21 protein-coding genes are annotated in these 24704 nt (G+C 69.4%); 13 read left to right on the plus strand and 8 right to left on the minus strand.

Features of this window, described 5'->3' with window-relative positions; all coding sequences use genetic code 11:
- Positions 1-145: 145 nt before the first annotated feature.
- The 6 genes from L324_RS23745 (at position 146) to hrpA (ending at position 9161) form a co-directional block, all read left to right on the plus strand.
- Complete coding sequence (locus tag L324_RS23745; RefSeq protein WP_037312732.1) at positions 146-1624, plus strand: APC family permease; 1479 nt, start codon at positions 146-148, stop codon at positions 1622-1624.
- Positions 1621-2184, plus strand: a complete 564-nt coding sequence (locus L324_RS23750) for a GNAT family N-acetyltransferase (protein WP_037312736.1) — start codon at positions 1621-1623, stop codon at positions 2182-2184. The genes L324_RS23745 and L324_RS23750 overlap by 4 nt, the downstream gene beginning before the upstream one ends.
- A gap of 49 nt (positions 2185-2233) precedes the next feature.
- A complete protein-coding gene (locus L324_RS23755; RefSeq protein WP_037312739.1) occupies positions 2234-2545 on the plus strand; it encodes a hypothetical protein in 312 nt (103 codons plus the stop codon).
- A 219-nt stretch (positions 2546-2764) separates the two neighbouring features.
- Positions 2765-3973, plus strand: coding sequence for a cation:proton antiporter (locus tag L324_RS23760; RefSeq protein WP_037312742.1), 1209 nt, complete (start codon positions 2765-2767; stop codon positions 3971-3973).
- Positions 3974-3986: 13 nt separating this feature from the next.
- Entirely contained in the window at positions 3987-5150 is a 1164-nt protein-coding gene (locus L324_RS23765; RefSeq protein WP_037312745.1) for a lactate 2-monooxygenase, read from the plus strand.
- A gap of 180 nt (positions 5151-5330) precedes the next feature.
- Positions 5331-9161, plus strand: a complete 3831-nt coding sequence (gene hrpA, locus L324_RS23770) for an ATP-dependent RNA helicase HrpA (protein ID WP_235783633.1) — start codon at positions 5331-5333, stop codon at positions 9159-9161.
- 74 nt (positions 9162-9235) lie between these two features.
- Here the strand turns inward: hrpA and L324_RS42480 are convergent, their stop codons facing one another.
- Positions 9236-9634, minus strand: coding sequence for a hypothetical protein (locus L324_RS42480; protein ID WP_145926781.1), 399 nt, complete (start codon positions 9632-9634; stop codon positions 9236-9238).
- Positions 9635-9845: 211 nt separating this feature from the next.
- Positions 9846-11552 carry a bifunctional 3'-5' exonuclease/DNA polymerase gene (locus L324_RS23775; protein WP_037312747.1) on the minus strand — a complete coding sequence of 569 codons (1707 nt, stop codon included), beginning with the start codon at positions 11550-11552 and terminating at the stop codon, positions 9846-9848.
- A 149-nt stretch (positions 11553-11701) separates the two neighbouring features.
- Between L324_RS23775 and L324_RS23780 the strand changes: the two genes are divergently transcribed.
- The gene (locus L324_RS23780; protein WP_037312750.1) at positions 11702-13339 is read left to right on the plus strand and encodes an acyl-CoA synthetase; all 1638 of its coding nucleotides are present in this window, start codon (positions 11702-11704) and stop codon (positions 13337-13339) included.
- A gap of 69 nt (positions 13340-13408) precedes the next feature.
- Here L324_RS23780 and L324_RS23785 read toward each other — a convergent pair whose 3' ends face one another.
- Complete coding sequence (locus L324_RS23785) at positions 13409-14347, minus strand: hypothetical protein (protein ID WP_173426395.1); 939 nt, start codon at positions 14345-14347, stop codon at positions 13409-13411.
- 256 nt (positions 14348-14603) lie between these two features.
- On the opposite strand from L324_RS23785, the gene L324_RS23790 reads away from it, so the two are divergent.
- The 5 genes from L324_RS23790 (at position 14604) to L324_RS23810 (ending at position 19373) form a co-directional block, all read left to right on the plus strand.
- Positions 14604-15854 (plus strand): S8 family peptidase, encoded by a 1251-nt coding sequence (locus L324_RS23790; RefSeq protein ID WP_037312753.1) that lies wholly within the window; start codon positions 14604-14606, stop codon positions 15852-15854.
- Positions 15855-15953: 99 nt separating this feature from the next.
- Complete coding sequence (locus L324_RS23795) at positions 15954-16706, plus strand: SDR family oxidoreductase (RefSeq protein ID WP_037312756.1); 753 nt, start codon at positions 15954-15956, stop codon at positions 16704-16706.
- Positions 16703-17767, plus strand: a complete 1065-nt coding sequence (locus tag L324_RS23800) for a phosphotransferase family protein (protein WP_037312758.1) — start codon at positions 16703-16705, stop codon at positions 17765-17767. Before L324_RS23795 ends, L324_RS23800 begins: the two co-directional genes overlap by 4 nt.
- On the plus strand, positions 17768-18424 hold the full coding sequence (locus L324_RS23805) for a histidine phosphatase family protein (RefSeq protein WP_037312761.1): 657 nt from the start codon (positions 17768-17770) through the stop codon (positions 18422-18424). It begins immediately after the preceding gene.
- 31 nt (positions 18425-18455) lie between these two features.
- Complete coding sequence (locus L324_RS23810; RefSeq protein WP_037312764.1) at positions 18456-19373, plus strand: SMP-30/gluconolactonase/LRE family protein; 918 nt, start codon at positions 18456-18458, stop codon at positions 19371-19373.
- 74 nt (positions 19374-19447) lie between these two features.
- Here L324_RS23810 and L324_RS23815 read toward each other — a convergent pair whose 3' ends face one another.
- Positions 19448-19918, minus strand: coding sequence for a VOC family protein (locus L324_RS23815; RefSeq protein WP_037312767.1), 471 nt, complete (start codon positions 19916-19918; stop codon positions 19448-19450).
- Between the two features lie 62 nt (positions 19919-19980).
- Between L324_RS23815 and L324_RS23820 the strand changes: the two genes are divergently transcribed.
- Complete coding sequence (locus L324_RS23820; RefSeq protein ID WP_037312770.1) at positions 19981-20928, plus strand: helix-turn-helix transcriptional regulator; 948 nt, start codon at positions 19981-19983, stop codon at positions 20926-20928.
- Positions 20929-20950: 22 nt separating this feature from the next.
- Here the strand turns inward: L324_RS23820 and L324_RS23825 are convergent, their stop codons facing one another.
- Genes L324_RS23825 through L324_RS23840 form a run of 4 tightly spaced genes read right to left on the minus strand, consistent with a single transcriptional unit; the run spans position 20951 to position 24688 of the window.
- Positions 20951-21778, minus strand: coding sequence for an enoyl-CoA hydratase family protein (locus L324_RS23825; RefSeq protein ID WP_037312773.1), 828 nt, complete (start codon positions 21776-21778; stop codon positions 20951-20953).
- A complete protein-coding gene (locus L324_RS23830; protein ID WP_037312776.1) occupies positions 21775-22467 on the minus strand; it encodes an SDR family NAD(P)-dependent oxidoreductase in 693 nt (230 codons plus the stop codon). Before L324_RS23830 ends, L324_RS23825 begins: the two co-directional genes overlap by 4 nt.
- Positions 22464-23966 carry a benzoate-CoA ligase family protein gene (locus L324_RS23835; RefSeq protein ID WP_037312779.1) on the minus strand — a complete coding sequence of 501 codons (1503 nt, stop codon included), beginning with the start codon at positions 23964-23966 and terminating at the stop codon, positions 22464-22466. The genes L324_RS23830 and L324_RS23835 overlap by 4 nt, the downstream gene beginning before the upstream one ends.
- Positions 23963-24688, minus strand: coding sequence for a creatininase family protein (locus tag L324_RS23840; protein WP_037312782.1), 726 nt, complete (start codon positions 24686-24688; stop codon positions 23963-23965). The genes L324_RS23835 and L324_RS23840 overlap by 4 nt, the downstream gene beginning before the upstream one ends.
- Positions 24689-24704 lie beyond the last annotated feature (16 nt).

A 24704-nucleotide genomic window follows, 5' to 3' on the forward strand; every position in this document is an offset into this window, starting at 1 on the left:
CCGCCCGCTGCGACCCGAGGTCCGTTTTTAGCCTGAACGGACGTATCTGGCCGCGGTGCCCGGCCCTAAGGTGGGATGGCTTCGCAAGATCAAGAACGCGCGTCGACCGCGTTCGCCGCCAAACCGACGTCCGGGGGACGGGTTCATGGGTACGCACAGACCGCGGCGCGGTCTCGGCCATCGGCGGCTCGGAGCCGCCCAGATCGTCTTCTTCGTGGTGGCGGCGGCGGGTCCGCTGTTCGCCATCGCGGGAGGGGTCCCGACGAACTACGGGGTCACCGGAAGCCTCGGGGTGCCGCTGTCGTTCCTGCTGCTGGCCCCGATCCTGGGCCTGTTCGCGGTCGGGTACGCGGCGATGAGCCGCTACATCACCAATGCCGGCGCCTTCTATCCCTACGTCGCCAACGGGATCGGGAAATCCACCGGCGCGGGGATCGCGTTCGTCACGCTGATCACCTACAACGCCATCCAGATCAGCGTCTACGGCCTGTTCGGCTGGTCGGTGTCGACCTGGCTGGGGACGCTCACCGGTTCACCGCCGCCGTGGTGGCTGTGCGCGCTGGTACTGGTGGTGATCGTCGGCGCGCTCGGCGTGCTGCGGGTCGACCTCAACGCCAAGGTGCTCGGGGTGGCCCTGTGCCTGGAGGTCGCCGTCATCACGATCGTCGACGTCGCGTTGTTCGCGAATCCGGCCGGTGGCAGCGTTTCGTGGGTGCCGCTGGCGCCGTCGAGCCTGTTCACCACCGGCGTGGGCGCGGTGTTCGCGTTCTCCGCCGCCGCGTTCATCGGCTTCGAGGGCGCGGCGACCTACGGCGAGGAGACGCGCGAACCCAGCCGCACGGTCGGCCGGGCGACGTTCGCCGCGATCGGGCTCACGGCGGTGCTCTACGTCGTGTCGTCGCTCGCGCTGGCCGTGGGCGCCGGACCGGACGTCATCGTCACCACCGCCGCCGCGCAGGGGCCGGATCTGCTGTTCAACCTGGCGGGTGCGCATCTCGGCGACACGTTCTCCGCCATCGCCTACACGCTTTTCGTGACCGGCCAGTGCGCGGCGCTGCTGAGCTTCCACAACGCCGTCGCACGGTACTTCTTCGCGCTGGGCCGGGAAGGGCTGCTGCCGCGCTCGCTCGCGAAGACGAGCAAGCGCACCGGCGCGCCGGTGGCCGGATCGCTCACGCAGACCACGCTCGCCCTGGTGGTGGTGGCCGCGTTCGGGATCGCCGAACGCGATCCGGTCACCGAACTGTTCACCTGGCTCGGCGCGACGGCGTCGATGGGGGTCGTGGTGATCATGATCGCCGTCTCGCTTTCGGTGATCGGGTTCTTCAAACGGCGCCGCGCGGCCGAAAACGCCTGGCGCCGCTGGATCGCGCCCTCGATGGCGATACTGGCGCTGTCGGCCGTCCTCGCGCTGATCCTGCTCAACTTCGACCTGCTGCTCGGCCCGGCCGGGACCTTCCTGCTGCGCTGGGGGCTGCCCGGCCTCGTGGTCGTCGCGGCACTGGCGGGTTTCCTGCGCGCGGAAGTGCTGCGGACGCGGGAGCCCGAGACCTACGCCGGGATCGGCGGCCCGCTCGAAGACGACGGCGAACGCGAACCCGCCGGGCTGGGGGCCCGGCGATGAACGTGCGAGCCGTCGAACCGTCCGAAGTAGACACTGTGGTCGACGTGCTGTCCGAGGCCTTCCACGAAGACCCCGTCAGCGTATGGGTCTTTCCCGGGGACGGGCGCCGCGCCGTGGCGTTGCCGATCTTCTACCGCGCGGTGGTGCGCGGGGCGCTGGCCATGGGCGGCCACGTCGATGTCACCGGTGACCTGTCGGCCGCGGTCGTCTGGACGCCCAGCGGTGCGGAGGGCGAGCCGGACGGCGACGCGTTCGCCGGGCTCGCCGACGACGAACTGGGACGGCTCGGCGCGCTGGTCGACGTGATGGTGAAGTGCGGCCCCGGCGGGGAATACCACCACGCGCAGTTCATCGGTGTCCGCAAGATCCTGCAGCGGCAGGGGATCGGCGCCCGCCTGCTGCGGCACGGGCTCGACCGGTACGGCACCGAACCCGCCTACCTGGAGGCCAGCACCGCGGAGAGCGCGAAACTGTACCGGCGGCTGGGTTTCCGCGATCACGGACCGGCCTTCGCGGTCGAAGGCGGGCCGCCGATGCTGCCCATGTGGCGTGATCCGTGACGGATCCCTCGTCGATTTGTCTATAAAGGACTGGTAAAGTGACGGCCAGATGACGACGAACCGTGCCCCCGCCCCACGGCACCGTTCCGTCTTCTTCCTCCTGATCTTGCTCGTCTTCGCCTTCGGCACCCCGACCGTCCCCCACGGGCACGCCGTCGCCGCGGCGGACGATCCCGTCGCCGTCTTCGCGACCCATCCGCTCCCCGCCTTCCATGGCGGGCAAGGTGTTCCGCTCCCCGACGTGCCCGCCGCGACGGCGGCCGTCGACCTCGTCGACGCCGGTCCCGCTCCCCAGCGGGGCGAACCCGCCGTCGTCACCCGCGCGCTGCCCCGAGCCGCCGCGCGGGCGCCTCCGCGCTGATCCGGTCCTTACATCGTCTGTTGGTGAACCCGCGTCCGCGATCGACGTCGGCAGGGCGCGGTTTGGTCATGCACCTCGCCAGTGCGGCGAAGGCGCCCTGCCACCGCGATAGCGGGGCCTCCGGCCGTGGCGGGTTCACGCGTTCGGTCGCTTCGGCGGGTCTATCTCAGCTCCGCCAACAGGCCCTACCCCCCGAATCAGCCACCATCGGAGGTCTCCATGAGTTCCGGTCATGCCCTGCTGGCCGTCGGCGGGGCGTTCCTCGCCGCCGGCGTGATCGCCAGAGCCGGCGCCCGTATCGGGCTGCCCACCATCCCCCTGTTCATGCTGGCCGGCTTCGTCTTCGGCCCCAACACCCCCGGTCTGTCCCTTGTGGACGATCCGAGTGAACTCGGCGTGCTCGCCGGGCTCGGCCTCGTCTTCCTCCTGTTCTACCTCGGCCTCGAATTCTCCCTCGACGACCTCGCCAAGGGCGGGCGCAAACTCGTCTGGTCCGGGCTGATCTACCTGGTCCTCAACATCGGCGGCGGGCTCGCCTTCGGCTTCCTGCTCGGCTGGGGGACCAGGGAAGCGCTGGTCATCGCCGGTGCCATCGGGATCTCGTCGTCGGCGATCGTCACCAAGCTCCTGCTCGAAGCGCGCCGGATGAACAACCCCGAATCCCGGCTGATCATGGGCATCATCGTGATCGAGGACCTGTTCCTCGCGCTGTACCTGGCGTTGCTGCAGCCGGTGTTGTCCGGCGCCGGGAGTTTCGGCTCGGCCATGGCCGATTTCGGCAAGGCCTTCGCCTTCCTGATCGTGATGGCCGCGCTCGCCCGCTGGGGCGGCCGGGTGGTGTCGAAGCTGTTCGGTTCGGCCGACGACGAACTGCTGACCGTGTGCTTCGTCGGTGTCGCCGTCATGGGCGCCGCCGTCGCCGAAGAGGTCGGGGTGTCCGACGCCATCGGCGCGTTCATGGTCGGCATGATGCTCGGCGGTTCGAAGGTCGCGCCGCGGATCCACAAGCTGGTGCTCCCGCTGCGGGACGCGTTCGGCGCGCTGTTCTTCTTCATCTTCGGGCTCAGCATCGACCCGAACGCGGTCGGCTCGGTGGTCGTGCCGGTGCTGATCGCGGTGGCGCTGACGATCGTGCTGAACCTGGGCGCGGGCGCGCTGGCCGCGCGGCTGCACGGCTTCGACCGGCAGGCCGGGGTCAACATCGGGCTGACCGTGCTCACCAGGGGTGAGTTCTCCCTGGTGCTCGCCGCGATGGCGACGGCGGCCGGACTGGACTCGCGGGTCGCGCCGTTCGTCGCGGGCTACGTCCTCCTGCTGGCCGTGATCGGTCCAGTCGCGGTCATCCGCTCGGAGAAACTCACCTGGTTGCTACCGGCGGGTATCGTCCGAGGCTCGACCCGCCGCGACGAGCCGGTCAGGGCGACGTGACGAGGAGGCCTGGGTGACGGAGCGGTTCGGCGGCTACCAGAACGAGATCTACCTGCAGGGGCTCGGCGGGACCTTCCCGCCGTGCTCCACCGACGCCACGAAGCTGGAGGAGTCGGCCAGGGAGATCCTGGAGCCGGGACCGTTCTGGTACGTCGCGGGCTCCGCCGGTTCGGGCGCCACCGCGCGCGCCAACCGGGAGGCGTTCGACCGCTGGCGCCTGGTACCCCGGATGCTCACCGGCGCGACCGAACGCGACCTGTCCACGACCGTGCTGGGCACCCCGGTGCCGGCTCCGGTGCTGCTGGCGCCGGTCGGCGTCCAGTCGATCGTGCACGAGGGCGCCGAGCCGGAGGCCGCGCGGGCCGCGGCGTCGGTCGGCCTGCCCTACATCATGTCGACGGCGTCCTCGACCAGCATCGAGGACGTCGCCGAGGCCAGCGGCGCGGGTCCGAGGTGGTTCCAGCTGTACCGGCCCACCGACAACGACGTCTGCGCGAGCATCCTGGCGCGGGCGAAGGCCGCGGGGTTCAGCACGCTCGTGGTCACGCTCGACACCTGGACCCTCGCGTGGCGCCCGAACGACCTCGACCACGCGTACCTGCCGTTCATCAAGGGGGAGGGCCTCGGCGTCCCGTTCAGTGACCCGGTGTTCCGCGGGCTGCTGGAGAAGACGCCCGAGGAGGATCCGCCCACCGCGATCCTGCGCTGGCTCTCGATGGTCACCGGCACCGACAGCACCTGGAGCAGGCTGCCGTTCCTGCGGGAGCACTGGGACGGGCCGATCGTGCTCAAGGGCGTCCAGCATCCCGACGACGCGCGCCGCGCCGTCGACGCCGGGATGGACGGGATCGTCGTGTCCAACCACGGCGGGCGCCAGGTCGACGGCGCAGTCGGTTCGCTCGACGTGCTCCCGGAGATCGTGAGCGCGGTCGGCGACCGGATGGAGGTCCTGTTCGACTCCGGCATCCGCACCGGCGCCGACATCGCCAAGGCGCTCGCGCTCGGGGCGAAGGCCGTGCTGGTGGGGCGCCCGTGGGTGTACGGGCTCGCGCACGCGGGGGGCGACGGCGTCCGGCACGTGCTGCGGAGCCTGCTCGCCGACCTCGACCTGACCATGGGCCTGTCCGGTCACCGCACCCTCGCCGACCTCACCCCCTCCTCGCTCACCCACTCCTGACCTTCGCGTTTAGCGGGCTAAACGCGGCCGGGCGTCGCGTTTAGCCCGCTAAACGCGGGCGGTGGTGGTGACGTGGGGGATATTCGGAAGCCTCGATCGTCACGCACGGCTATCCTGGTGCCGGTCATGGCTTCTCAACCTTCCCCGCTCGGCGCCCTGCGCGCTCGCCTGCCCGCATTGATGTCGCGCGACGAGCACCGCCTCCGGCGCCGGCTCGACGGTGCCCGGAAGGCGCGCGACGCCGAGAGCATCGCCGCGCGGATCGAGGCCGACATCGAGGCCGCCGAACTCCGGGTCACCCGCCGCCGCGACGGCGTCCCGAAGATCTCCTATCCCGAAGAGCTGCCGGTCAGCCAGCGCAAGGACGAGATCGCCGCCGCCATCCGCGACCACCAGGTGGTGATCGTCGCGGGGGAGACCGGTTCCGGGAAGACGACCCAGCTGCCGAAGATCTGCCTCGAACTCGGCCGCGGCATCCGCGGCCAGATCGGGCATACGCAGCCACGGCGGCTGGCCGCGCGCACCGTCGCCGACCGGATCGCCTCCGAGCTGAACACCGAACTCGGCGAGGCCGTCGGCTACAAGGTCCGGTTCACCGACCAGTCCGGACAGGACACGCTCGTCAAGCTGATGACCGACGGCATCCTGCTCGCCGAGATCCAGACCGACCGGATGCTGCGGCAGTACGACACGCTGATCATCGACGAGGCGCATGAGCGCAGCCTCAACATCGACTTCATCCTCGGGTACGTCAAGCAGCTCCTGCCGCGCCGTCCCGACCTCAAGGTGATCATCACCTCGGCGACGATCGACCCGGAGCGGTTCTCCAAGCACTTCGGAGACGCCCCGATCGTCGAGGTCTCCGGGCGGACGTATCCGGTCGAGGTCCGCTACCGGCCGATCATCGACCCGGACGATCCCGACGCCGACCAGGACCGGGACCAGACGCAGGCCATCTGCGACGCCGTCGACGAACTCCAGCACGAGGGGCCGGGCGACATCCTCGTCTTCCTCTCCGGCGAGCGGGAGATCCGCGACGCCGCGGACGCTCTGTCCAAACAGGATCTGCGCAATACCGAGATCCTGCCGCTGTATGCCCGGCTTTCGTCGTCGGACCAGCATCGGGTGTTCCAGCGTCATACCGGGCGCCGCGTCGTCCTCGCCACGAACGTCGCCGAGACCTCGCTGACCGTGCCGGGGATCAAGTACGTCATCGACCCCGGCACCGCGCGGATCTCGCGGTACAGCCATCGCACCAAGGTCCAGCGGCTGCCGATCGAGCCGGTCTCGCAGGCTTCCGCGAACCAGCGCAAGGGCCGCTGCGGGCGTACCTCCGACGGTATCTGCATCCGGCTGTACTCCGAAGACGATTTCGACGCCCGGCCCGAGTTCACCGATCCGGAGATCCTGCGGACCAACCTCGCGTCCGTCATCCTGCAGATGACCTCGCTCGGCCTCGGCGACATCGCGGCGTTCCCCTTCGTGGAACCGCCGGACCGCCGTCAGGTCACCGACGGTGTCCAGTTGCTGCAGGAACTCGGCGCCTTCGACATGTCCGACGGCAAGAAGCTCACCGAGACCGGCCGCAAGCTCGCGCAGCTCCCGGTCGACCCGCGGATGGCGCGGATGGTGCTGGAGGCTTCGCGCAACGGCTGCGTGCGCGAAGTGATGATCATCGCCGCCGCACTGTCCATTCAGGACCCGCGCGAGCGGCCGGCGGAGAAACAGCAGGCGGCGGACGAGCAGCACGCGCGGTTCGCGGACAAGACGTCCGACTTCCTGGCGTACCTGAACCTGTGGGAGTACGTCAGCGAGCAGCAGAAGGCGTTGTCCACCAACCAGTTCCGCAGGCTGTGCCGCAACGAGTACCTGAACTACCTGCGTATCCGCGAATGGCAGGACATCTTCAGCCAGCTGCGTCAGCTGGCCAAACCGCTCGGCATCACCCTCAACACCGCCGGCCCGGCCGATCCGCAACGCGTGCACACGTCGCTGATCGCCGGGCTGCTGTCGCATGTGGGGCTCAAGGATCCGGCCAAGGGCGACTATCTCGGCGCGCGCGGGGCGCGGTTCTCGGTGTTCCCGGGTTCGGCGCTGTTCAAGAAGCAGCCGCGGTTCGTGATGTCGGCCGAGCTGGTGGAGACGTCGCGGCTGTGGGGGCGGGTCAACGCGCGGATCGAGCCGGAATGGGTCGAGCCGCTCGCCGGTCACGTGGTCAAGCGGAACTACTCCGAGCCGCACTGGGAGCGCAAGCAGGGCGCGGTGATGGCGCTGGAGAAGGTGACCCTGTACGGGGTCCCGCTGGTGGCCGACCGCCGCGTCAACTACGGCCGGATCGACCCGGAACTGAGCCGCGAACTGTTCATCCGGCACGCGTTGGTGGAAGGCGACTGGGAGACCCGGCACCACTTCTTCCGCGAGAACCGCGCGCTGCTCGAAGAGGTCGAGGACCTGGAGAACCGGGCGCGCCGCCGCGACATCCTGGTCGACGACGAGACGCTCTTCGAGTTCTACGACCAGCGCGTCCCGGCCGAGGTCGTGTCGGCACGGCATTTCGACAGCTGGTGGAAGAAGGCCCGCCACACCGAGCCCGACCTGCTGAGCTTCGAGAAGACGATGCTCATCAACGAGACCGCGGGCGGCGTGCGCGAGGCCGACTACCCCGATTTCTGGACTCAGGGCAGCCAGACCTTCAAGCTCACGTACCAGTTCGAGCCCGGGGCGGACGCGGACGGCGTCACCGTGCACATCCCGCTGCCGGTGCTGAACCAGGTCACCCCGGACGGCTTCGACTGGCAGGTCCCCGGCCTGCGCGAAGAGCTGGTGACGCAGCTGATCAAGTCGCTGCCCAAGGCGATCCGGCGCAACTTCGTGCCGGCACCCGACCACGCGAAGCTCGTGCTGTCGCGGGTCGGCCCGGCCGACGGGCCGCTGCTGCACGCCGTCGCGGACGAGCTGGAGGCCCTGCGCGGGGTCACCATTCCGGACGACGCCTGGCAGCTGTCCTCGGTACCCGAGCATCTGAAGATGACCTTCCGCGTGGTGGACGTCCGCGGCAAGAAGGTGTCCGAGGGCAAAGACATCGAGGCGCTCAAACGAGACCTGAGCGGCCAGGTGCGCGCGACGATCTCCAAGGCCGCCGACAGCATCGAGCGCGAGGGCCTGACGACGCCCGCGTTCGGAGAGCTGCCGAAGGTGTTCGCGAGCAAGCAGCGCGGGCACGACGTCAAGGCGTATCCGGCGCTGGTGGACGAAGGCGGCACCGTCGCGGTGCGGCTGCTGGACACGCCGGGGCAGCAGGAACAGTCGATGTGGGCGGGTACGCGGCGGATGCTGCGGTTGAATCTGCCGTCGCCGATGAAGTTCATCACCCGCAACCTCGGCAATTCGTCCAAACTCGTGCTGAACCGCAATCCGCACGGTTCGGTGGCGGCGCTGCTCGAAGACTGTGTCGACTGCGCCGTCGACAAACTCGTCGCCGACAACGGCGGCCCGCGCTGGGACGAGGCCGGTTTCGCCGTCCTGCAGGAGAAGGTGCGTGCCGGGCTGAACCCCGGAGTGCTCGACGTGCTGACCAACGTCGAGAAGATCCTGCGCGCGGCCAACGACGTCGAGACCCGGCTGGCCGACACCCGGGGCCCGAAGGACTCGCTCGCCGACATCCGCGCGCAGCTGGACGGCTTGGTGCACAAGGGTTTCGTGACCGAGACGGGGCAGGACAGGCTGAAGCACGTCGTCCGGTACCTGCGCGGGATCGAACGGCGGCTGGAGAAGCTTCCGACCGAGCCGACCCGCGACATCCAGCGCACCGGCGACATCGCGTGGCTGCGCAACGAGTACCAGGCGGCCCTCGACGCGGTGCCGCCGCGGACGTCGTCGCCCGCGCTGCGGGAGATTCGGTGGATGATCGAGGAACTGCGGGTCAGCTTCTTCGCCCAGACGCTCGGCACCGCGCACCCCGTCTCGCTGAAGCGCGTCATCAAGGCCCTGGACGACGCCGCCGTGAGCTGAAAGCGTCCTTCATCGCATGAGATGCGGTGAAGGACGCTTTCCTCGCATGAGATGCGGGGAAAGCTCCCTTCAGCTCACTTGACGATCAGGGTTGTGGTCGCGACGGTCGCGGAGAGCATGGCGGCGAAAGCCGAGAACGTGGCGGCTTGCCCACCGACGCTACTGAACACCCGCTTCGTCAGCTTGCTCCAGTATTGCTGCTTGACGGCCATGGCAAGTTTTTGCCATTTATGTTGTCGAAGGTGGCAGCCGAGCAGGATTCCGTGAGCGTTATTGCGGCAGGGTGTGTCATTCCGTGTTTCGGCGCAGCACCACATCGGAGCTTGGAACAGGCAGTAGAGCACCACGAAACCCGAAAGTATCGCGATCGCGCCAGGGCCGATCGAGGGTGTGAACCAGAAGCACACGACGGCGGCCAGCAAAAGGTATCCCCACAGGCTTGCCACCTTCTTCTTGCGCGACCTTTTCGCCATCTTTCGGAATCTACCCACACTTCGACGTCGGTCGATAGCGCTGGTCAGTCGACCATGTCCTTTCGATTCCTCTACCCACGGTGATGAAAAGGGTAACGATGCCTCCGGTGTTGTACGCCGTGTGGTCAGTGGTAACGAGTCGGGTTCATGGGGCGAAAGTGGCCCTGGACGCCGCCGCCGCATTTCGCATTCAGAGGACGAAACGCGCGGGTCACTTCGCGTCGGCGTAGGTGTCCACGGCGGCGATGTGCAGCGGGAACCGGACGGGGCAGGCGGCCCCGAACAGCATCCGCGCCGCCTCGGTCATACTGTCCACAATGGACTTCGAGACCTCGTCGGCGAATTCGGCCGGGGTGTGCACCAGGACCTCGTCGTGCTGGAAGAACACCAGATGCGCGGGGGCGGGGAGTTTGCCGCGCAGAGTGGCCAGCAGGACCGCGGTCATGTCGGCGGCGCTCGCCTGCACGACGAAGTTGCGCGTGAACCGGCCCCAGTTCCGGGACGCCTGACGCGCCTTCAGCTCGCCTGCCTCGTCCTCCGCGGCCCCGCCGGTCAGCGCGCGCCACGCCTCCGACGGCGCCGGCGACGTCCGGCCCAGGCGGGAGCGGACGCGTTCGCCGCGTTCCCCTGCCTGCGCGGCACGCTCCACATAGGACACCGCGTCCGGGAACCTGGTCCGCAGCAGGGCCAGCAGCGGACCCGCCTCGCCGGACGTCCCGCCGTACATCGCCGAAAGCATCGCGATCTTCGCGCGGTCGCGGTCGGTCCGCTCGTCCCAGGCGGGCACCGGCACGCGGCGCACGCCGGAGAACATCGCCTCGGCGAGACTCGCGTACAGATCCGTGGCCGCGGCGACCTCGGCGAGCTTGCGGTCCCCGGACAACGCCGTCAGCACCCGCGGCTCCAGCTGGGCGGCGTCGGCGACCACCAGTTTCCAGCCCGGATCGGCGCGGACGCAGGTCCGCAGGATCTTCGGGATCTGCAGCGCGCCGCCGCCCCGGCTGGCCCAGCGGCCCGAGACGACCCCGCCGACGATGTAGTGCGGGCGGAACCGGCCGTCGTGGACCCATTCGTCGAGCCAGGTCCAGCCGTTGGCCGAATGCAGCCGCGCGAGTTCCTTGTACTCCAGCAGCGGTGGCACGGCGGGATGGTCGATGTCGCGGAGCAGGTACTTCCTCGCCGAAGTGATCTCGATGCCTTCGCGCCCGAGCGCCCGGATGACGCTGGCGGGGGCGTCCGGGTTGACCGGGCGCCCGCCGAACGCGTCGCTGATCTTCGCCGCCAGCTCGACCAGCCGCTTCGGCCGGTGCCCGGCCGGGACCCGCGGGCCGAGCTGGTCGGCGAGCAGCGCGAGGTGCAGGTCCGCGCGCCACGGCAGCCCGTCTGCGGACATCTCGGCGGCGGCCAGCGCGCTCGCCGATTCCGCCGCGAAGAGCAGCCGAAGGCGCTCCGGACGCTCGGTGAGCGCGACGCGCTTCTCCTGCTCGGCCAGCACGAGGCGGGCGGCGTCGACCACGGTGACGCCGGAGGGCAGCCGCGGGCCCCGCGTCTCGAACAGGGTCGGCTGGTCGTCCTCGGCCCAGAGCGGCGGCTCGTCGGCGGGCGGCTCCTGACCGGTCGCCCTGGCCAGCGCCGCGCGCAGGCTCCGCGATTCCTTCGGACGGCCTTCGTGTGCCAGCAGCAGTCCCTCGGTCAGCTCCAGATCGTGGCAGCGCCGGACCCGGACGCCGGCCTTGATCAGGGCCGGGTACGTCCGCTCGACCGACGGGAACACCCATCTGGGTGACCGCTGCGCCTCCAACCCGCGTACTTCGTCGACGAACCGCGCCAGGCTCAAGCCATCGCGCGCCGGTTCCCCGGAAATCGAGATCGCGAAGTCGCCATCCTCCTCTTGACCTGCGATCGCCTGCACACTCACATTGTGGTGGTTCCCCCCGACATTTCTGTCACCAGACGGTTAGTGCGCCTGCGCTATTGGTCGGCTACTGTCGAGTAGCAACCCCATACCGCCGGTACGTGAACGACGGCGGAATGGCGTCTCGCCGCAGCAGCAACGGAGGTGCCCGGATGAGAAACCCCACCGGCCTCGCCACTCTGGTGGCGGGCAAGGTGACCGAGACCGTGCGCAGCATCGACGTGATGCGCCAAGCGGGCCTGCTCCCGATCCCGCGGGTCGACGAGGGGCTGCGTTCGCTGGTCATGGTGCGGAAATGGGGCCCCTTCGCCGGCGCGAACATGATCGCCGCCCGCCGGGACCCGACCGCGACGGGGATCATCGACGAACTCGGCCCGCTGACCTTCAAGCAGCTCGACACCCAGTCGAACGCGCTGGCCAGGGCCTGGGCCGAACGCGGCCTCGGCCCCGGTTCGGTGATCGCCGCGCTGTGCCGCGACCACCGGGGTCTCGTGCTGACGATGCTCGCCTCGGGCAAGCTCGGCGCCAAGCTGCTGCTGATGAACACCGGTTTCGCCAAACCTCAGCTCGCGGACGTCGCGAAGCGCGAAGGCGTCACCGCGCTCGTGTACGACCAGGAGTTCACCGAGCTGCTGGACGCGGTCGAGGGCGACGTCGACCGCTACTTGGCGTGGGTCGATTCGGGTACCGAGCTGTCCGGGCACGAGATCCCGATCGTCACCGAACTGATCGCCAGCACCGACGACCGCCCGTGGCCGGCGCCCGCCAAACCGGGTGGGTTCATCCTCCTGACCAGCGGCACCACCGGGACGCCGAAGGGCGCGCCGCGGCCGCACACCTCCGCGCTCGCCTCCGCGCAGTTCCTCGACCGCATCCCGCTGCGGACCGGCGAGGCGACCTACATGGGCGCGCCGCTGTTCCACGGCACCGGGTTGTCGCAGTTCATCCTGTCCTTCGCGCTCGGTTCGAAGGTCGTCATGCGGCGCAAGTTCGTGCCGGAGGAGACGCTGCGCGGGGTCGCGGAGAACCGCTGCACCACGCTGGTCCTCGTGCCGACGATGCTGCAGCGGATCGTCGACCTGCCCGAAGAGGTCCGCGCCAAGTACGACACGTCGTGCTTGCGGATCATCTTCGTCGCGGGGTCCGCGCTGTCCCCGGACCTGGGCAACCGCGCGACCGCCGCGTTCGGCGACGTCGTGCACAACCTCTACGGCTCGACCGAAGTCGCGGTCGCGACGGTCGCGACGCCCGAAGACTGGCGCAAGGCGCCGGGCACCGTCGGCCGCGCGCCGGTGGGCTGCAAGGTCGCGCTGTACGACGAGAAGGGCGGCAAGATCACCGAGCCGCACGTCACCGGCCGGGTGTTCGTCGGCAGCGGGCTGAGCTTCCAGGGCTACACCGACGGGCGGAACAAGGAGATCATCGACGGGCTGCTCTCCAGCGGCGACGTCGGCCATTTCGACGAGGACGGCCTGCTGTTCATCGACGGTCGTGACGACGAGATGATCGTCTCCGGCGGCGAGAACGTCTTCCCGATCGAGGTGGAGAACCTCCTGGTCGAACGCGAAGACGTGATCGAGGCGGCGGTCGTCGGCGTCGAGGATCCCGAATTCGGGCAGCGGTTGAAGGCCTTCGTCGTGCGGGCCGAGAAGTCCGATTTGGACGTCGACGGGGTCCGCGAGTACGTCAGGGCCAACCTCGCCCGGTACAAGGTGCCGCGCGACGTGGAGTTCCTCGACGAGCTGCCGCGCAACGCGACGGGGAAGGTCCTGCGCAACAAGCTGCACTAGGTAGGAGCCCAGCCTCGTGAGTGGTAATGACGGTTAGAACCGTCATTACCACTCACGAGACGGCCGGGGCTAGTACTCCCAGTCGATCCCGAAGACGCCGGGACCGAAGTCGAGCGCGACCGCGTGGACGCCGCTGCCCTGGTCCGGTTTGAGTTCCTTCCGGTCCAGCGGTGACGTGCCCTGGCGCGAATACTGCCAGCACTTCGCCGGGATGGTGTCCGGGTCGAACCGGACCTCCAGCAGGTACTCCCGCACGGGACGCCGGAACTCGCGGTAATGCGTGTTCCGGCATTCCGGGTACGGCGGTCCGGGGTTGGTCAAGGAGTACTCGATCAGGTGAGTCTCGCCGCGGTCGATCGGCCGGTCGAAGAGCAGTTCGGCCACGGTGAGCCCGTGTTCGACGTCGACTTCGGCGCGGCCGACGTGGCAGTTGCGCAGCGTGTTCAGCACCGGGGGCCCGGCGTCGGGATCGCCTTGGGCGTAGACCAGCAGCCAGCGGTCCTGGCCGTCCGCGCCCGCCTGGAACACCGCCCGCGCGGTCACCGCGCGCTGCCCGCCGTCCGCGGCGATCTCGCACAGATCGTGCAGGCCGACGAGTTTCAGCTGATGGTGTTGTTCGAGCGCGTTGGGCGCGCCGACCTTCTCCAGGAGTGCCTGGAGTGCTTCGAGCGGGAAGGTCATCGGCTGTTCGGTGGTGGCGCGGCTCCGGCGTGACGACGCCCCGCGCGGCCGGGGTGGCGGCAGCAGGCTGAGCAGGGAACCGGCGGGCACCGCCAGTACCTCTTCGAGGACCCGGACCGCGGACAGCGAACTCTGCCGTTCAGGCTGCCGTTTGCCCGATTGCCAGTAGCTCAGCGCCGTCACGCTCACCGACGCGCCGCGCGCCAGGAGCCGGGCCTGGATCCGGTCGAGGCTGAGGCCGCTGGTGGCGATGGCCGACCGCAACGTCGTCGCGAAGGCCGTCGGTGGCTGGTCGTCGTCGTCCGTGATCGCGCTCCCCGCCACCATATGCCGCCCGACCGCCCCCGTCTGCCGTTTCCGATCCGGTTGATAACAACACGAATAACATTATCAGTCTGGGGTAACGCTTCAGTGGCACTGTCTGCCTGGCGAAAACGACTTTCCGGACGAGCGGGACTGCTCCTTTTGGCCTAGTACTGGTAACTGTGAATCATTGCCCGGCCACCAGCGCACCGGCTTGCATGGCTCTCAGCAACGATCATCCTCCCGGGTGATCGCACGTGGCGCGGCAGGAAGGGAACCAGTGAGCAAGTCCCGGAAGAACCTGAAGTCCCGAAAGACCCGGAGCGGCTTGATGGCGGGGGTCGCCCTCGCCGGGGTGACCGCGGCGGTCGCCACGTTCGGCGCGGGTGCGGCCCAGGCCGACCAGCAGGGCGAGATCCGCGGCGCGGGTGCGGCCAACGCGGTCGGCGGCAGCTACATCGTCGTCCTCAAGCCCACCGCGGTCGGCAAGGGGGTGGCCGCGGCGAACGAGGTCACCGCGAACGTCGCCGCCAAGGCGCAGGGCCTCACCGGTCAGTACGGCACCACGCTTTCCCGCACGTTCGGTTCGGCGCTGAACGGCTTCTCGATCAAGGCCGACGAGGCCGCCGCGAAGCGTCTCGCCGCCGACCCGCAGGTCGCCTACGTCGTCCAGAACAAGACGTTCAAGATCAGCGAGACCCAGGACAACCCGCCGTCGTGGGGCCTGGACCGCGTCGACCAGGCGGACCTGCCGCTCGACACCAAGTACACCTACCCGACGAAGGCCGACAACGTCACCGCCTACGTCATCGACACCGGTGTCCGCGGCTCGCACAAGGACTTCGGGGACCGCGCGACCGGCGGCAAGGACTTCGTCGACAATGACGACACCCCCAACGACGAGCACGGTCACGGTACGCACGTCGCCGGCACCATCGGTGGCACGGAGCACGGCCTGGCCAAGGGCGTGAAGATCGTCGGCGTCCGCGTGCTGGACGCCAACGGCAGCGGCACCACCGAGGGTGTCGTCGCCGGTGTCGACTGGGTCGCGGCGAACGCCAAGGGCCCGTCGGTCGCCAACATGAGCCTGGGCGGCGGCGCGGACGACGCCCTGGACGCGGCGGTCAAGGGTGCCATCGAGAAGGGCGTGACCTTCGCGCTCGCGGCGGGCAACGAGTCCGCCGACGCCGGCACCACCTCCCCGGCCCGGGTCAAGGAGGCCATCACGGTGGCCGCCAGCGACAAGACCGACAAGCAGGCCAGCTTCTCGAACTACGGTTCGGTCGTGGACCTCTACGCGCCGGGTGTCGACATCACCTCGACGTGGGGCACCGGTGACGACGCCACGAACACCATCAGCGGTACCTCGATGGCTTCGCCGCACGTCGCCGGCGCTGCCGCGCTCTACCTCTCGGCCCACCCTGACGCCACCCCGGCCCAGGTCGCCGAAGGCCTGGTCGCCGCGGCCGCCGACGGCAAGATCAGCAACCCGACCGGGGGCACCGCGAACAAGCTGCTTCAGGTGAAGTAGAGCCCTTTCGGACAGGCTGCCCCCGGCGAACCCCAGGCGTCGGGGGCAGCCCCCTGTCCGAGGGGCGCCGGACTTGTTACCAACGGGTACGCTCCAGACATGGTCCTGCGGAAGAACATCCTGATCACCGGGGCGAGCTCCGGACTCGGCGAAGGAATGGCCAGGCAGTACGCCGCCAGGGGCCGCAATCTGGCTCTGGCCGCGCGGCGGCTGGACCGGCTCGACACCCTCGCCGCGGAACTCAAGAAGGCCTATCCCGGAATCACCGTCGTCACCCGGAAGCTGGACGTGAACGATCACGACCAGGTCTTCACCGTCTTCGAGGAGTTCCGCGAGGAACTCGGATCCCTCGATCGCGTGATCGTGAACGCGGGACTCGGCAAGGGCCAGCCCATCGGCTCCGGCCGGTTCGACGCCAACCGGCAGACCCTCCAGACCAACTTCCTGGCGGCGGCCGCCCAGATCGAGGCCGCTGTGGGCATCTTCCGCAAACAGAAGGACGGCCACCTCGTGGTCGTGTCCTCCTTCTCCGCGCTTCGCGCCTTCCCCGGCAACCTGACCGCGTACGCCGCTTCGAAGGCGGGCATCTGGGCGTTCGCCGAGGGCACCCGGATCGAGTTGATGAAGACGCCGATCAAGGTCACCACGCTGCTGCCCGGGTTCATCGAATCGGAGATGAACGAGGACATCTCGAAGGTCCCGCTCGGCACGAAGGCCGAACCCGGCGCGCAGGCGATGGTGAAGGCGATCGAAGCCGAGGGGGCGAAGGCGTTCGTTCCGTCGTGGCCGTGGAGCGTGCTCGCGAGGGTGTTCCGGTTCATCCCCGCGTCGGTGCTGAAGAAGTTCGCATGACCCTGGCCGCGGACAAGACCGTCGAGGTACGCGGTGAGGACTCGTTCGACCCCGCCGCGGTGCACCGCTGGCTGGCCGCACGGGTGCCCGGGCTCGGTGACACGCCGCCCGGCGTCCGCCAGTTCCCCGGCGGGGCCTCGAACCTCACCTACCTGCTGACCTATCCGGACCGGGAGCTGATCCTGCGGCGCCCGCCCGCCGGACACAAGGCCGCGTCGGCGCACGACATGCGCCGCGAGTTCCGGGTCCAGCAGGGGCTGCGGCCGGTCTTCCCCTACGTGCCCGAGGTTCTCGCCTTCTGCGACGACGAAACCGTGCTGGGCGGGGACTTCTACGTGATGGAACGGCTCGAAGGCCTGATCCTGCGCGGAGATCTCCCCGCTGATCTCGAACTCTCGGCGGAGGGCGCGCGCGAGCTGTGCGGCAAGGTCGTCGACAGGCTGTTGGAGTTGCACGCCGTCGACGTCGAGGCCGCCGGGCTGGCCGACCTCGGCAAGGGCGCCGGCTACGTCGAGCGTCAGGTGCGCGGCTGGTCCGAGCGGTTCCGCAAGGCGCGCACGGAGAACGTCCCGGACTGCGCCGAAGTGATGGCCTGGCTGGCGGAGAACCAGCCGTCCGAGGTCAAGATCTGCTTGATCCACAACGACTACCGGCTCGACAACCTGGTGCTCGACGACGCTCTCGACATCGTCGGCGTCCTCGACTGGGAGATGGCCACCCTCGGCGATCCGCTGATGGAACTGGGCAGCACGCTCGCGTACTGGGTGTCCGGCGATGACGACGACGTGATGAAGCTCAGCCGTCGTCAGCCGACGCACGTGCCGGGGATGTACACACGCGAGGAGTTCGTGCGGCGGTACGCGGAGCGGTCGGGGCTCGAGATCGGCGACTGGACGTTCTACGAGGTCTACGGTCTGTTCCGGCTCGCCGTGGTGATCCAGCAGATCTACTTCCGGTTCCACAAAGGACAGACGCACAACCCCGCCTTCAAGGATCTGTGGCAGTTCGTCGGCTACCTCGACGGGCGCTGCCGCCGGATCATCGCGAAGGGAGACGCGTAGGTGGGCGCGATCTACCTGGTCCGCCACGGACAGGCCTCGTTCGGCGCGGAGAACTACGACCAGCTCTCGCCACGCGGCTTCGAACAATCCACTGTGGCCGGTGCGGAACTGCTGCGGCGCGGCGTCGAGTTCACCCAGGCGCGGTCCGGAACCCTGGCCCGCCAACGGGACACGGCCGCGACGGCGTTGAAGGTGCTCGGTTCGGGGATCGCCGTCGTCGAGGACGAGCGCTGGAACGAGTACGACCACGTCGACATCGCGAAGTACCACGCCGCCGGGGTGCAGCAGACCGATTCGCGGGCGTATCAAGCCGCGTTGGACGGCGCGCTGAACGCCTGGGTCTCGGCGGGGGAGGACAGCCCGTGCGCCGAAACCTGGCCCGCGTTCCTGGCGCGGGTCGAGGCCGCGCTGGCCGATGTCGTGGCGTCGTTGGGCAAAGGCGAACACGCCGTCGTCTTCAGCTCCGGCGGGGTCATCGCCACGGTCTGCGGCGTGCTCATGGGCACGCCGGAGGCCGGGCTGCTGAAACTGAACCGGGTCACCGTGAACGCGGGCATCACCAAACTGGTGTCCGGCCGCGGCGGGGTGACCATGCTGTCGTTCAACGAACATCCGCATTTCGAGGCGGAAGCCGCCGAACTGCTCACCTACCGTTAGTGTCCCGCACCGCGACACGAGGAGAAACGCGATGACGTTCGGCGAGGTCAAGGTCATCCCGGTCAACGGGCACGGTCCCGAGGACGTCCTGGTCGACGATCAGGGGCGGATCTACACCGGTGTCGACGACGGGCGCGTGCTCCGCGTGGCACCGGACGGTTCGCGGATCGACGTCCTCGGCGACACCGGCGGGCGTCCGCTCGGCCTGGAGTTCTTCGGCGACGACCTCCTGATCTGCGACGCGAAGGCCGGACTGCTCACGATGCCGCTCGCCGGTGGTCCCGTGACCACGTTGGCGACTTCTGCGGTGGGGCTCGATTTCGTGTTCTGCAACAACGCCGCCGTGGCTTCCGACGGTTCGGTGTACTTCACCGATTCGTCGCGGCGGTTCGGCATCGAGAAATGGCGTGACGACCTGATCGAGCAGACCGGCGGCGGCCGTCTGCTGCGGCGGACCCCGGACGGGAAGATCGAGCAGCTGGCCGACGGTTTCCAGTTCGCCAACGGCGTCGCGCTGCCACCCGACGAGTCCTATGTGGCCGTCGCGGAGACCGGCGCGTACCGGGTCTCGCGCGTGTGGCTCACCGGCGCCAAGGCGGGCGAACGCGATGTCCTCGTCGACGATCTGTGGGGCTACCCCGACAACATCTCGACCGGCAGCGATGGGCTGATCTGGATCACCATCGCCAGCCCGAAGGTGCCCGCGCTCTCCTTGATACAGAAGCTCCCCGCGCCGCTGCGGGCCGGTGTCCGGGCGTTGCCGACCGCCTTGCAGCCCGCGCCCGCGCGGGAATGCGGGGTGCGCGGGGTGACCCCGGACGGGAAGCAGGTCCACGAACTGCGCGGGGAGATCGACGGGTTCCATGTGCTCGTCGGCGTTCGCGAGCGGGCCGGGACGCTGTACTTCGGATCGCTGGAGGACAACGCGATCGCCGTGACCACGGTCTGAGGCGGCCGCACGTCGAGCCTCGTGAGTGGTAATGAGGGTTAGAACCGTCATTACCACTCACGAGCGTGAAAGGCTCAGTCCAGGCAGAATTCGTTGCCCTCGGGGTCGTTCATCACGATGAAGCCCAGGCTCAGCGGCTGCTCGGGTTCGAAACGCTGGATCCGCTTCGCCCCCAGCGCGACGAGCCTGTCGCACTCGGCTTCCAGTGCCGCCATCCGTTCGTCGCCCTGGAGCCCGGGGGCGGCACGGATGTCGAGGTGGACGCGGTTCTTGGCGATCTTGTCCTCCGGCACCTGCTGGAAGAAGATCCGCGGCCCCTCCCCGGCGGGATCTTCCAGCGCCGAGCGGGTGTTGCGCTGATCCTCGGGCACGCCGACGCGTTCGAGGAACTCGGCCCACACGTCCAGCGGGTCGGTGCCTTCGGGCACCTCCACCCCCGGCGGCCCGGGGTGGACGTACCCCAGGGCGTCCCGCCAGAAGGTCGACAGGGCCTTCGGGTCGAGGGCGTCGAAGGTGACCTGGATTTCGCGGCTCTTTCGGTTCATGGGACTACTCTGACATGCCTAGCGGACAGGATCGGTCCGCTACCTCTGCGACGGTGGGTGACATGGAGGACGAGCTAGGGACGACGGAGCGGGTGCTCACCCTGCTCGGGCTCCTGCAGCAGCGCGCGGTGTGGACCGGGCCCGAACTGGGCGAGCGGCTCGGCGTCACCCCGCGCACGATCCGGCGGGACATCGAACGGCTGCGCGCGCTCGGCTTTCCGGTGGCGGCCAGCAACGGTGTCGGTGGCGGCTACCAGCTCGGCCCCGGCCACGACATGCCGCCGTTGCTGCTCGACGACGAGGAGGCGATCGCCACCGCCGTCTCCCTGCTCGCCGGCGCCGGCAGCGGGGACGCCGCGCTCCGGGCGCTGACGAAACTCGACCGGGTGCTCCCGACCCGGCTGCGGCACGAGGTGAGCGCGCTGTCCGGCTCGGTCGTCTCCTTCGACGGAAGCCGCGCGCCGATCGACCCCGACGTCCTCATGACCTTGGCGCGTGCCTGCCGCGACGAGGTCGAAGCGGGCTTCGGCTATCCGTCGTCCTCGGGCCTGACGCAGCGCCGGGTCGAGCCGTATCGGCTGGTGGCTTCCGGGCGGCGCTGGTACCTGCTCGCCTACGACCTCGATCGCTCCGACTGGCGGACCTTCCGCGTCGACCGGATGACCGGGGTTTCCGCGCGTACGTGGCGATTCCGCCCGCGGCCGGCTCCCGACGCCGCGGCCTACGTGCAGGAGAACATCGCCAGCCGCGTCTACCGGCACCAAGCGCGATTCCTGGTACACGCGCCCGCTCCGGTGGTGCGGGCACAGATCCCGGCGTCGGCGGCGGTGGTGCGGGAACGGGGTCCTTCGCGGTGCGAGGTGGTGAGCGGGGCCGGGGACCTCGACTTCCTGCTGATGCACGTGGTGGTGCTGGGGCACGCGTTCGAGGTGATCGAGCCGGCCGAACTGGGGGAGCGATGCCGGGTACTGGCCGAACGGTTACTGGGAGCCGCCCCGGATCGCATTTAGCCGACTAAACGCGGGAAAGAGTTCACCGGCCGGTCCAGCGGGGCGCGCGTCCGGCGCTCCAGGCCGCATAGAACTCGCCGTGGTCCTTCGCCGTCATCAGCAAAGCCTGCGTGATCGCCTCAAGCTCGATGGAACTCCCGAGGTCCATGTCCAGTTCCCGCGTCAGCAGCACTTTCGTTGTCCCGTAAGCCAAAGCCGGCCCATCCGCCAGACGCCGGGCCAACGTCGTAGCCTCGGAAGCCAGGTCGGAGTCGGGCACGACCTTCGAAGCCAGCCCGATCGTCTCGGCCCGCGCGGCGTCGATCTTGTCGCCCAGCATCAGCAACTCCGTCGCGCGACCCAGCCCCACCAGTCGCGGCAGCAGGTACGCCGAACCCATGTCGGCACCGGCGAGGCCGACCTTCGTGAACAGGAACGCGAACTTCGCCGACGACGCCAGCAGCCGGAAGTCACTCGCCAGCGCGATCACCGAACCCGCGCCCGCCGCGACCCCGTTCACCGCGGCGATCACCGGGATGGGGCATTCGCGCAGCGCCTTCACCACCGCACCGGTCATGCGGGTGAACTCCAGCAGTTCCGCGGACTCCATCTTCTGCAGCTCGCCGATGATCTCCTCGACGTCGCCACCGGAGCAGAACCCGCGTCCCCGGCCGGTGACGACCAGCACCCGGACGTCGCCGCGGTGCGGCAACTCGGCCAGCAGATCCCGGAGGTCCGCGTAGACGTCGAAGGTGAGCGCGTTCAGCTTTTCGGGACGGTCCAAGGTGACCGTGGCGACGCCGTCGTCCACAGTGAACTCGAAATGCTCCCAGTTCGCCGTGATCGGCGGCGTGGCGCGGAACGGGCTCATGACTGGATCCCACCTCCATCGAGGACGAGTGTCTGTCCGTTGATCGCGGCCGCTTCGGGCGCCGCGAAGAAGGCCACCGCGTGGGCGACCTCGTCGGGTTCGAGCAGGCGGCCGAGTGGCGACGCGGCCGCGAGGGCGGCCTCCGCGTCGGCTTCGTCCCGGCCGGTCCGTTCCCTGATCCGGGCCACGGAGGCGGCTGTCATATCCGTGCGCACGAAGGCCGGGCAGACGGCGTTCGCGGTGACGCCGGTACCGGTGACCTCGGCGGCGGTGGCCCGCATCAGCCCGACGGCGGCGTGTTTCGACGCGGTGTAGCCGGCCGTGTAGCGGTAGCCGATATGCGACGCCGTCGAGGCGACCGTGACGATCCGGCCGGTGTCGCGGGACCGCATCCCGGGCAGAACCGCCCGTGTGCACAGGAAAGCGCCGGTCGCGTTGACCTCGAACTGGGTACGCCACTGGTCCAGCGACGTCTTCGCCAGCGGGGCGCTCGCCGAGATCCCGGCGTTGTTCACCAGCACGTCCACCGGCCCCAGTTCGTCGAAGTACCGCGCGACGGCGTCCTCGTCGGTGACGTCGCAGTCGGCCCGGCCGGGGGCGTGCACCCGGTCACCCGCGGCCCGGAACCGGGCGGCGATGGCCGCGCCGATCCCGCGTGTCCCGCCGGTGACGACGACGATCCTGCTCACTGCGCCTCCACCCGGCGCAGCGCGCGCCGATCGAGTTTCCCATTGGCGGTGCGGGGGAGTCCGGTCACGAACACCACCTCGCGCGGGTATTTGTGCTTCGCCAGCTGCGCTCGCGCGTGATTCCGGAGTTCCTCGGCCGTGACGGAAGCGCCCTCGGCCAGTACGACACACGCGCGCGGGACCACCAGGCCGTCGACGGTCACGCCCACCACCGCGCAGTCGACGACGGCGGGATGACCGATGAGGCAGTCTTCGATCTCGCTCGGCGCCACGAATACGCCGGACACCTTCAGCAGGTCGTCGGCGCGGCCGTGATGGTGGAAGCAGCCGTCGGTGTCGCGGCTGAACAGGTCGCCGGTGCGCAGGGTGTCGCCGTGGAACGTCCGGGCGGTCTTCTCCGGGTCGCCGTGGTACTCGCGGGCGATGGTCGGCCCGGTGACCTCCAGTGTGCCGATCTCCCCGTCCGGCAACGCTTCCCCTGTCTCGTCGAGGATCCGCGCGGTGTAGCCGGGGACCTCGCGGCCGAGGCTGCCGATCCGCTGGGCGCCGGGGGTGTTGGAGATATAGATGTGGTACGCCTCAGAGGAGCCGATCCCGTCGATCACCGGGACCCCGAACAGGTTGTCCCACTTGCGATGCAGCTCCGACGGCAGCGCCTCGCCCGCCGATGTCGCGAGGCGCAGCGAACTCATGTCCACACCCGCCGCCGCCGGATCGGCGATCATCGCGCTCATCATGGTCGGCACGTTGACCAGGATCGTCGGCCGGTAGCGCTCGATCAGGGAGAACAGCAGGCTCGCGGTGCTGCGCTGCGGGAAGACGATCCCGGACGCGCCCACCCCGAACGGGAACAGCGCGGTCAGATCGCGCGCGTAGCCGAAGAACAGTTTCGGTACGGCCAGCACGCGGTCGTCCTCGCGCAGATCGAGCACGCCGAGCGCGTACCGCTCGAAGCTCTCCAGCGCGCTCCGCGCCGGATGCACACAGGCCTTGGGCGAACCGGTGCTGCCGGTGGTGAACTTCCAGATCGCGACGTCGTCCAGTGTGGTCGGCGCGGCCTCCAGAGCGGGGGAGGCGGACGCGGCCAGCGTGGCGAACGAGTGCTCGCCGGGCTCCAGCACGGCATCGCCGACCACCAGCAGGTTCCGCGCCCCGGCCTCGCGCAGCGCGGGCAGCGTCGAGGAATCGGCGACGACGACCACGGCCTCGGTGTAGTTCAGGTAGTACGCGTAATCCTTGGGCTGCAGGAAGGAATAGACTTCGGCGGTGACGGCGCCGATCTTCTGCGCCGCGTACCAGACGGCGACGAATTCGACGCTGTCGTTCAACGCCAGCAGGACCCGCTGTCCACTTCGGACACCGAGATCGCGCAACACGTTGCCCGCCCGGTTCACCAGGGCGGCGAGCTCCCCGTAGGTGACTTCCTCGTCGCCGCACAGCAACGCGGTCCGCCCGGCGGGGAGGCGGTCGACGAAATGGGTCGCCAGGTTGAAGGTCATGCCAGCTCCCGGATCGCTTCGACCAGGATGTCGGTGAGCACCGAGAAGGTCTCTTCGCCTTCTTCGGCGGTCGCCTGGGCGGGGGTGCCGCAGTAGGCCTCGGTCATCCCGGCCGACGCGAAATCCGTGACCCCGCCGCGAGCCAGGTCGACGTGGACCGGCGGCAACTCGCGCTGGATCGCGGCGTCGACCAGATCGGGCCGGTCGGCGAGCACGAGCGACGTCTCGTACCGCCCGGCGTGGCATTCGCCGGAACGGAACTCGTCGGTGAGACGCGAGGCGTACCGGCGGCGGACCAGGTCGACGAAGCCGACGCCCGCGGTCTCCGCCACCCGGCGCAGCACGGCCAGCTGTGCCGGCTCGAAATGGTTGTTGACCAGCAGGATCCGGGTGAGTCCCTGCTCGATGAGCGCGCCGCAGATCTCGGTCAGCAGCGCGTGCAGGGTCTCCTCGCCGACGGAGATGCCGCCCGCGAACCCGGCCGCGAACCGCGTCACGCCATAGGGCACCTCGGGCAGGATCAGCACCCGCACCCCGGGATCACCGGCCAGCCGCGCGGCGGCGCGTTCGCACATCCCCCGCGAGATCAGGGGATCGGTGCCCAGCGGCGCGTGCGGTCCGTGCGGTTCGACGGCGCCCACCGGCAGCAGCAGCACCGGCACACGCTCGTCGGACGCGAGCGCCGCGACCTGACGCGAGCTCAAATCCGCGAAGTACGTCACCCGAATCAAGCTACAC

It is taken from the genome of Amycolatopsis orientalis DSM 40040 = KCTC 9412 (assembly GCF_000478275.1).
Classification (GTDB): domain Bacteria; phylum Actinomycetota; class Actinomycetes; order Mycobacteriales; family Pseudonocardiaceae; genus Amycolatopsis; species Amycolatopsis orientalis.

What these genes read in the sequence shown, in the direction of transcription:
- L324_RS23760 (WP_037312742.1), top strand. Translation starts at nt 2,765, where the DNA reads ATGAGTTCCGGTCATGCCCTGCTGGCCGTCGGCGGGGCGTTCCTCGCC.
- L324_RS23780 (WP_037312750.1), top strand. Translation starts at nt 11,702, where the DNA reads ATGAGAAACCCCACCGGCCTCGCCACTCTGGTGGCGGGCAAGGTGACC.
- hrpA (WP_235783633.1), top strand. Translation starts at nt 5,331, where the DNA reads ATGTCGCGCGACGAGCACCGCCTCCGGCGCCGGCTCGACGGTGCCCGG.
- L324_RS23825 (WP_037312773.1), bottom strand. Translation starts at nt 21,778, where the DNA reads ATGAGCCCGTTCCGCGCCACGCCGCCGATCACGGCGAACTGGGAGCAT.
- L324_RS23810 (WP_037312764.1), top strand. Translation starts at nt 18,456, where the DNA reads ATGACGTTCGGCGAGGTCAAGGTCATCCCGGTCAACGGGCACGGTCCC.
- L324_RS23800 (WP_037312758.1), top strand. Translation starts at nt 16,703, where the DNA reads ATGACCCTGGCCGCGGACAAGACCGTCGAGGTACGCGGTGAGGACTCG.
- L324_RS23795 (WP_037312756.1), top strand. Translation starts at nt 15,954, where the DNA reads ATGGTCCTGCGGAAGAACATCCTGATCACCGGGGCGAGCTCCGGACTC.
- L324_RS23820 (WP_037312770.1), top strand. Translation starts at nt 19,981, where the DNA reads ATGGAGGACGAGCTAGGGACGACGGAGCGGGTGCTCACCCTGCTCGGG.
- L324_RS23785 (WP_173426395.1), bottom strand. Translation starts at nt 14,347, where the DNA reads ATGGTGGCGGGGAGCGCGATCACGGACGACGACGACCAGCCACCGACG.
- L324_RS42480 (WP_145926781.1), bottom strand. Translation starts at nt 9,634, where the DNA reads ATGGCGAAAAGGTCGCGCAAGAAGAAGGTGGCAAGCCTGTGGGGATAC.
- L324_RS23815 (WP_037312767.1), bottom strand. Translation starts at nt 19,918, where the DNA reads ATGAACCGAAAGAGCCGCGAAATCCAGGTCACCTTCGACGCCCTCGAC.
- L324_RS23835 (WP_037312779.1), bottom strand. Translation starts at nt 23,966, where the DNA reads ATGACCTTCAACCTGGCGACCCATTTCGTCGACCGCCTCCCCGCCGGG.
- L324_RS23755 (WP_037312739.1), top strand. Translation starts at nt 2,234, where the DNA reads ATGACGACGAACCGTGCCCCCGCCCCACGGCACCGTTCCGTCTTCTTC.
- L324_RS23750 (WP_037312736.1), top strand. Translation starts at nt 1,621, where the DNA reads ATGAACGTGCGAGCCGTCGAACCGTCCGAAGTAGACACTGTGGTCGAC.
- L324_RS23745 (WP_037312732.1), top strand. Translation starts at nt 146, where the DNA reads ATGGGTACGCACAGACCGCGGCGCGGTCTCGGCCATCGGCGGCTCGGA.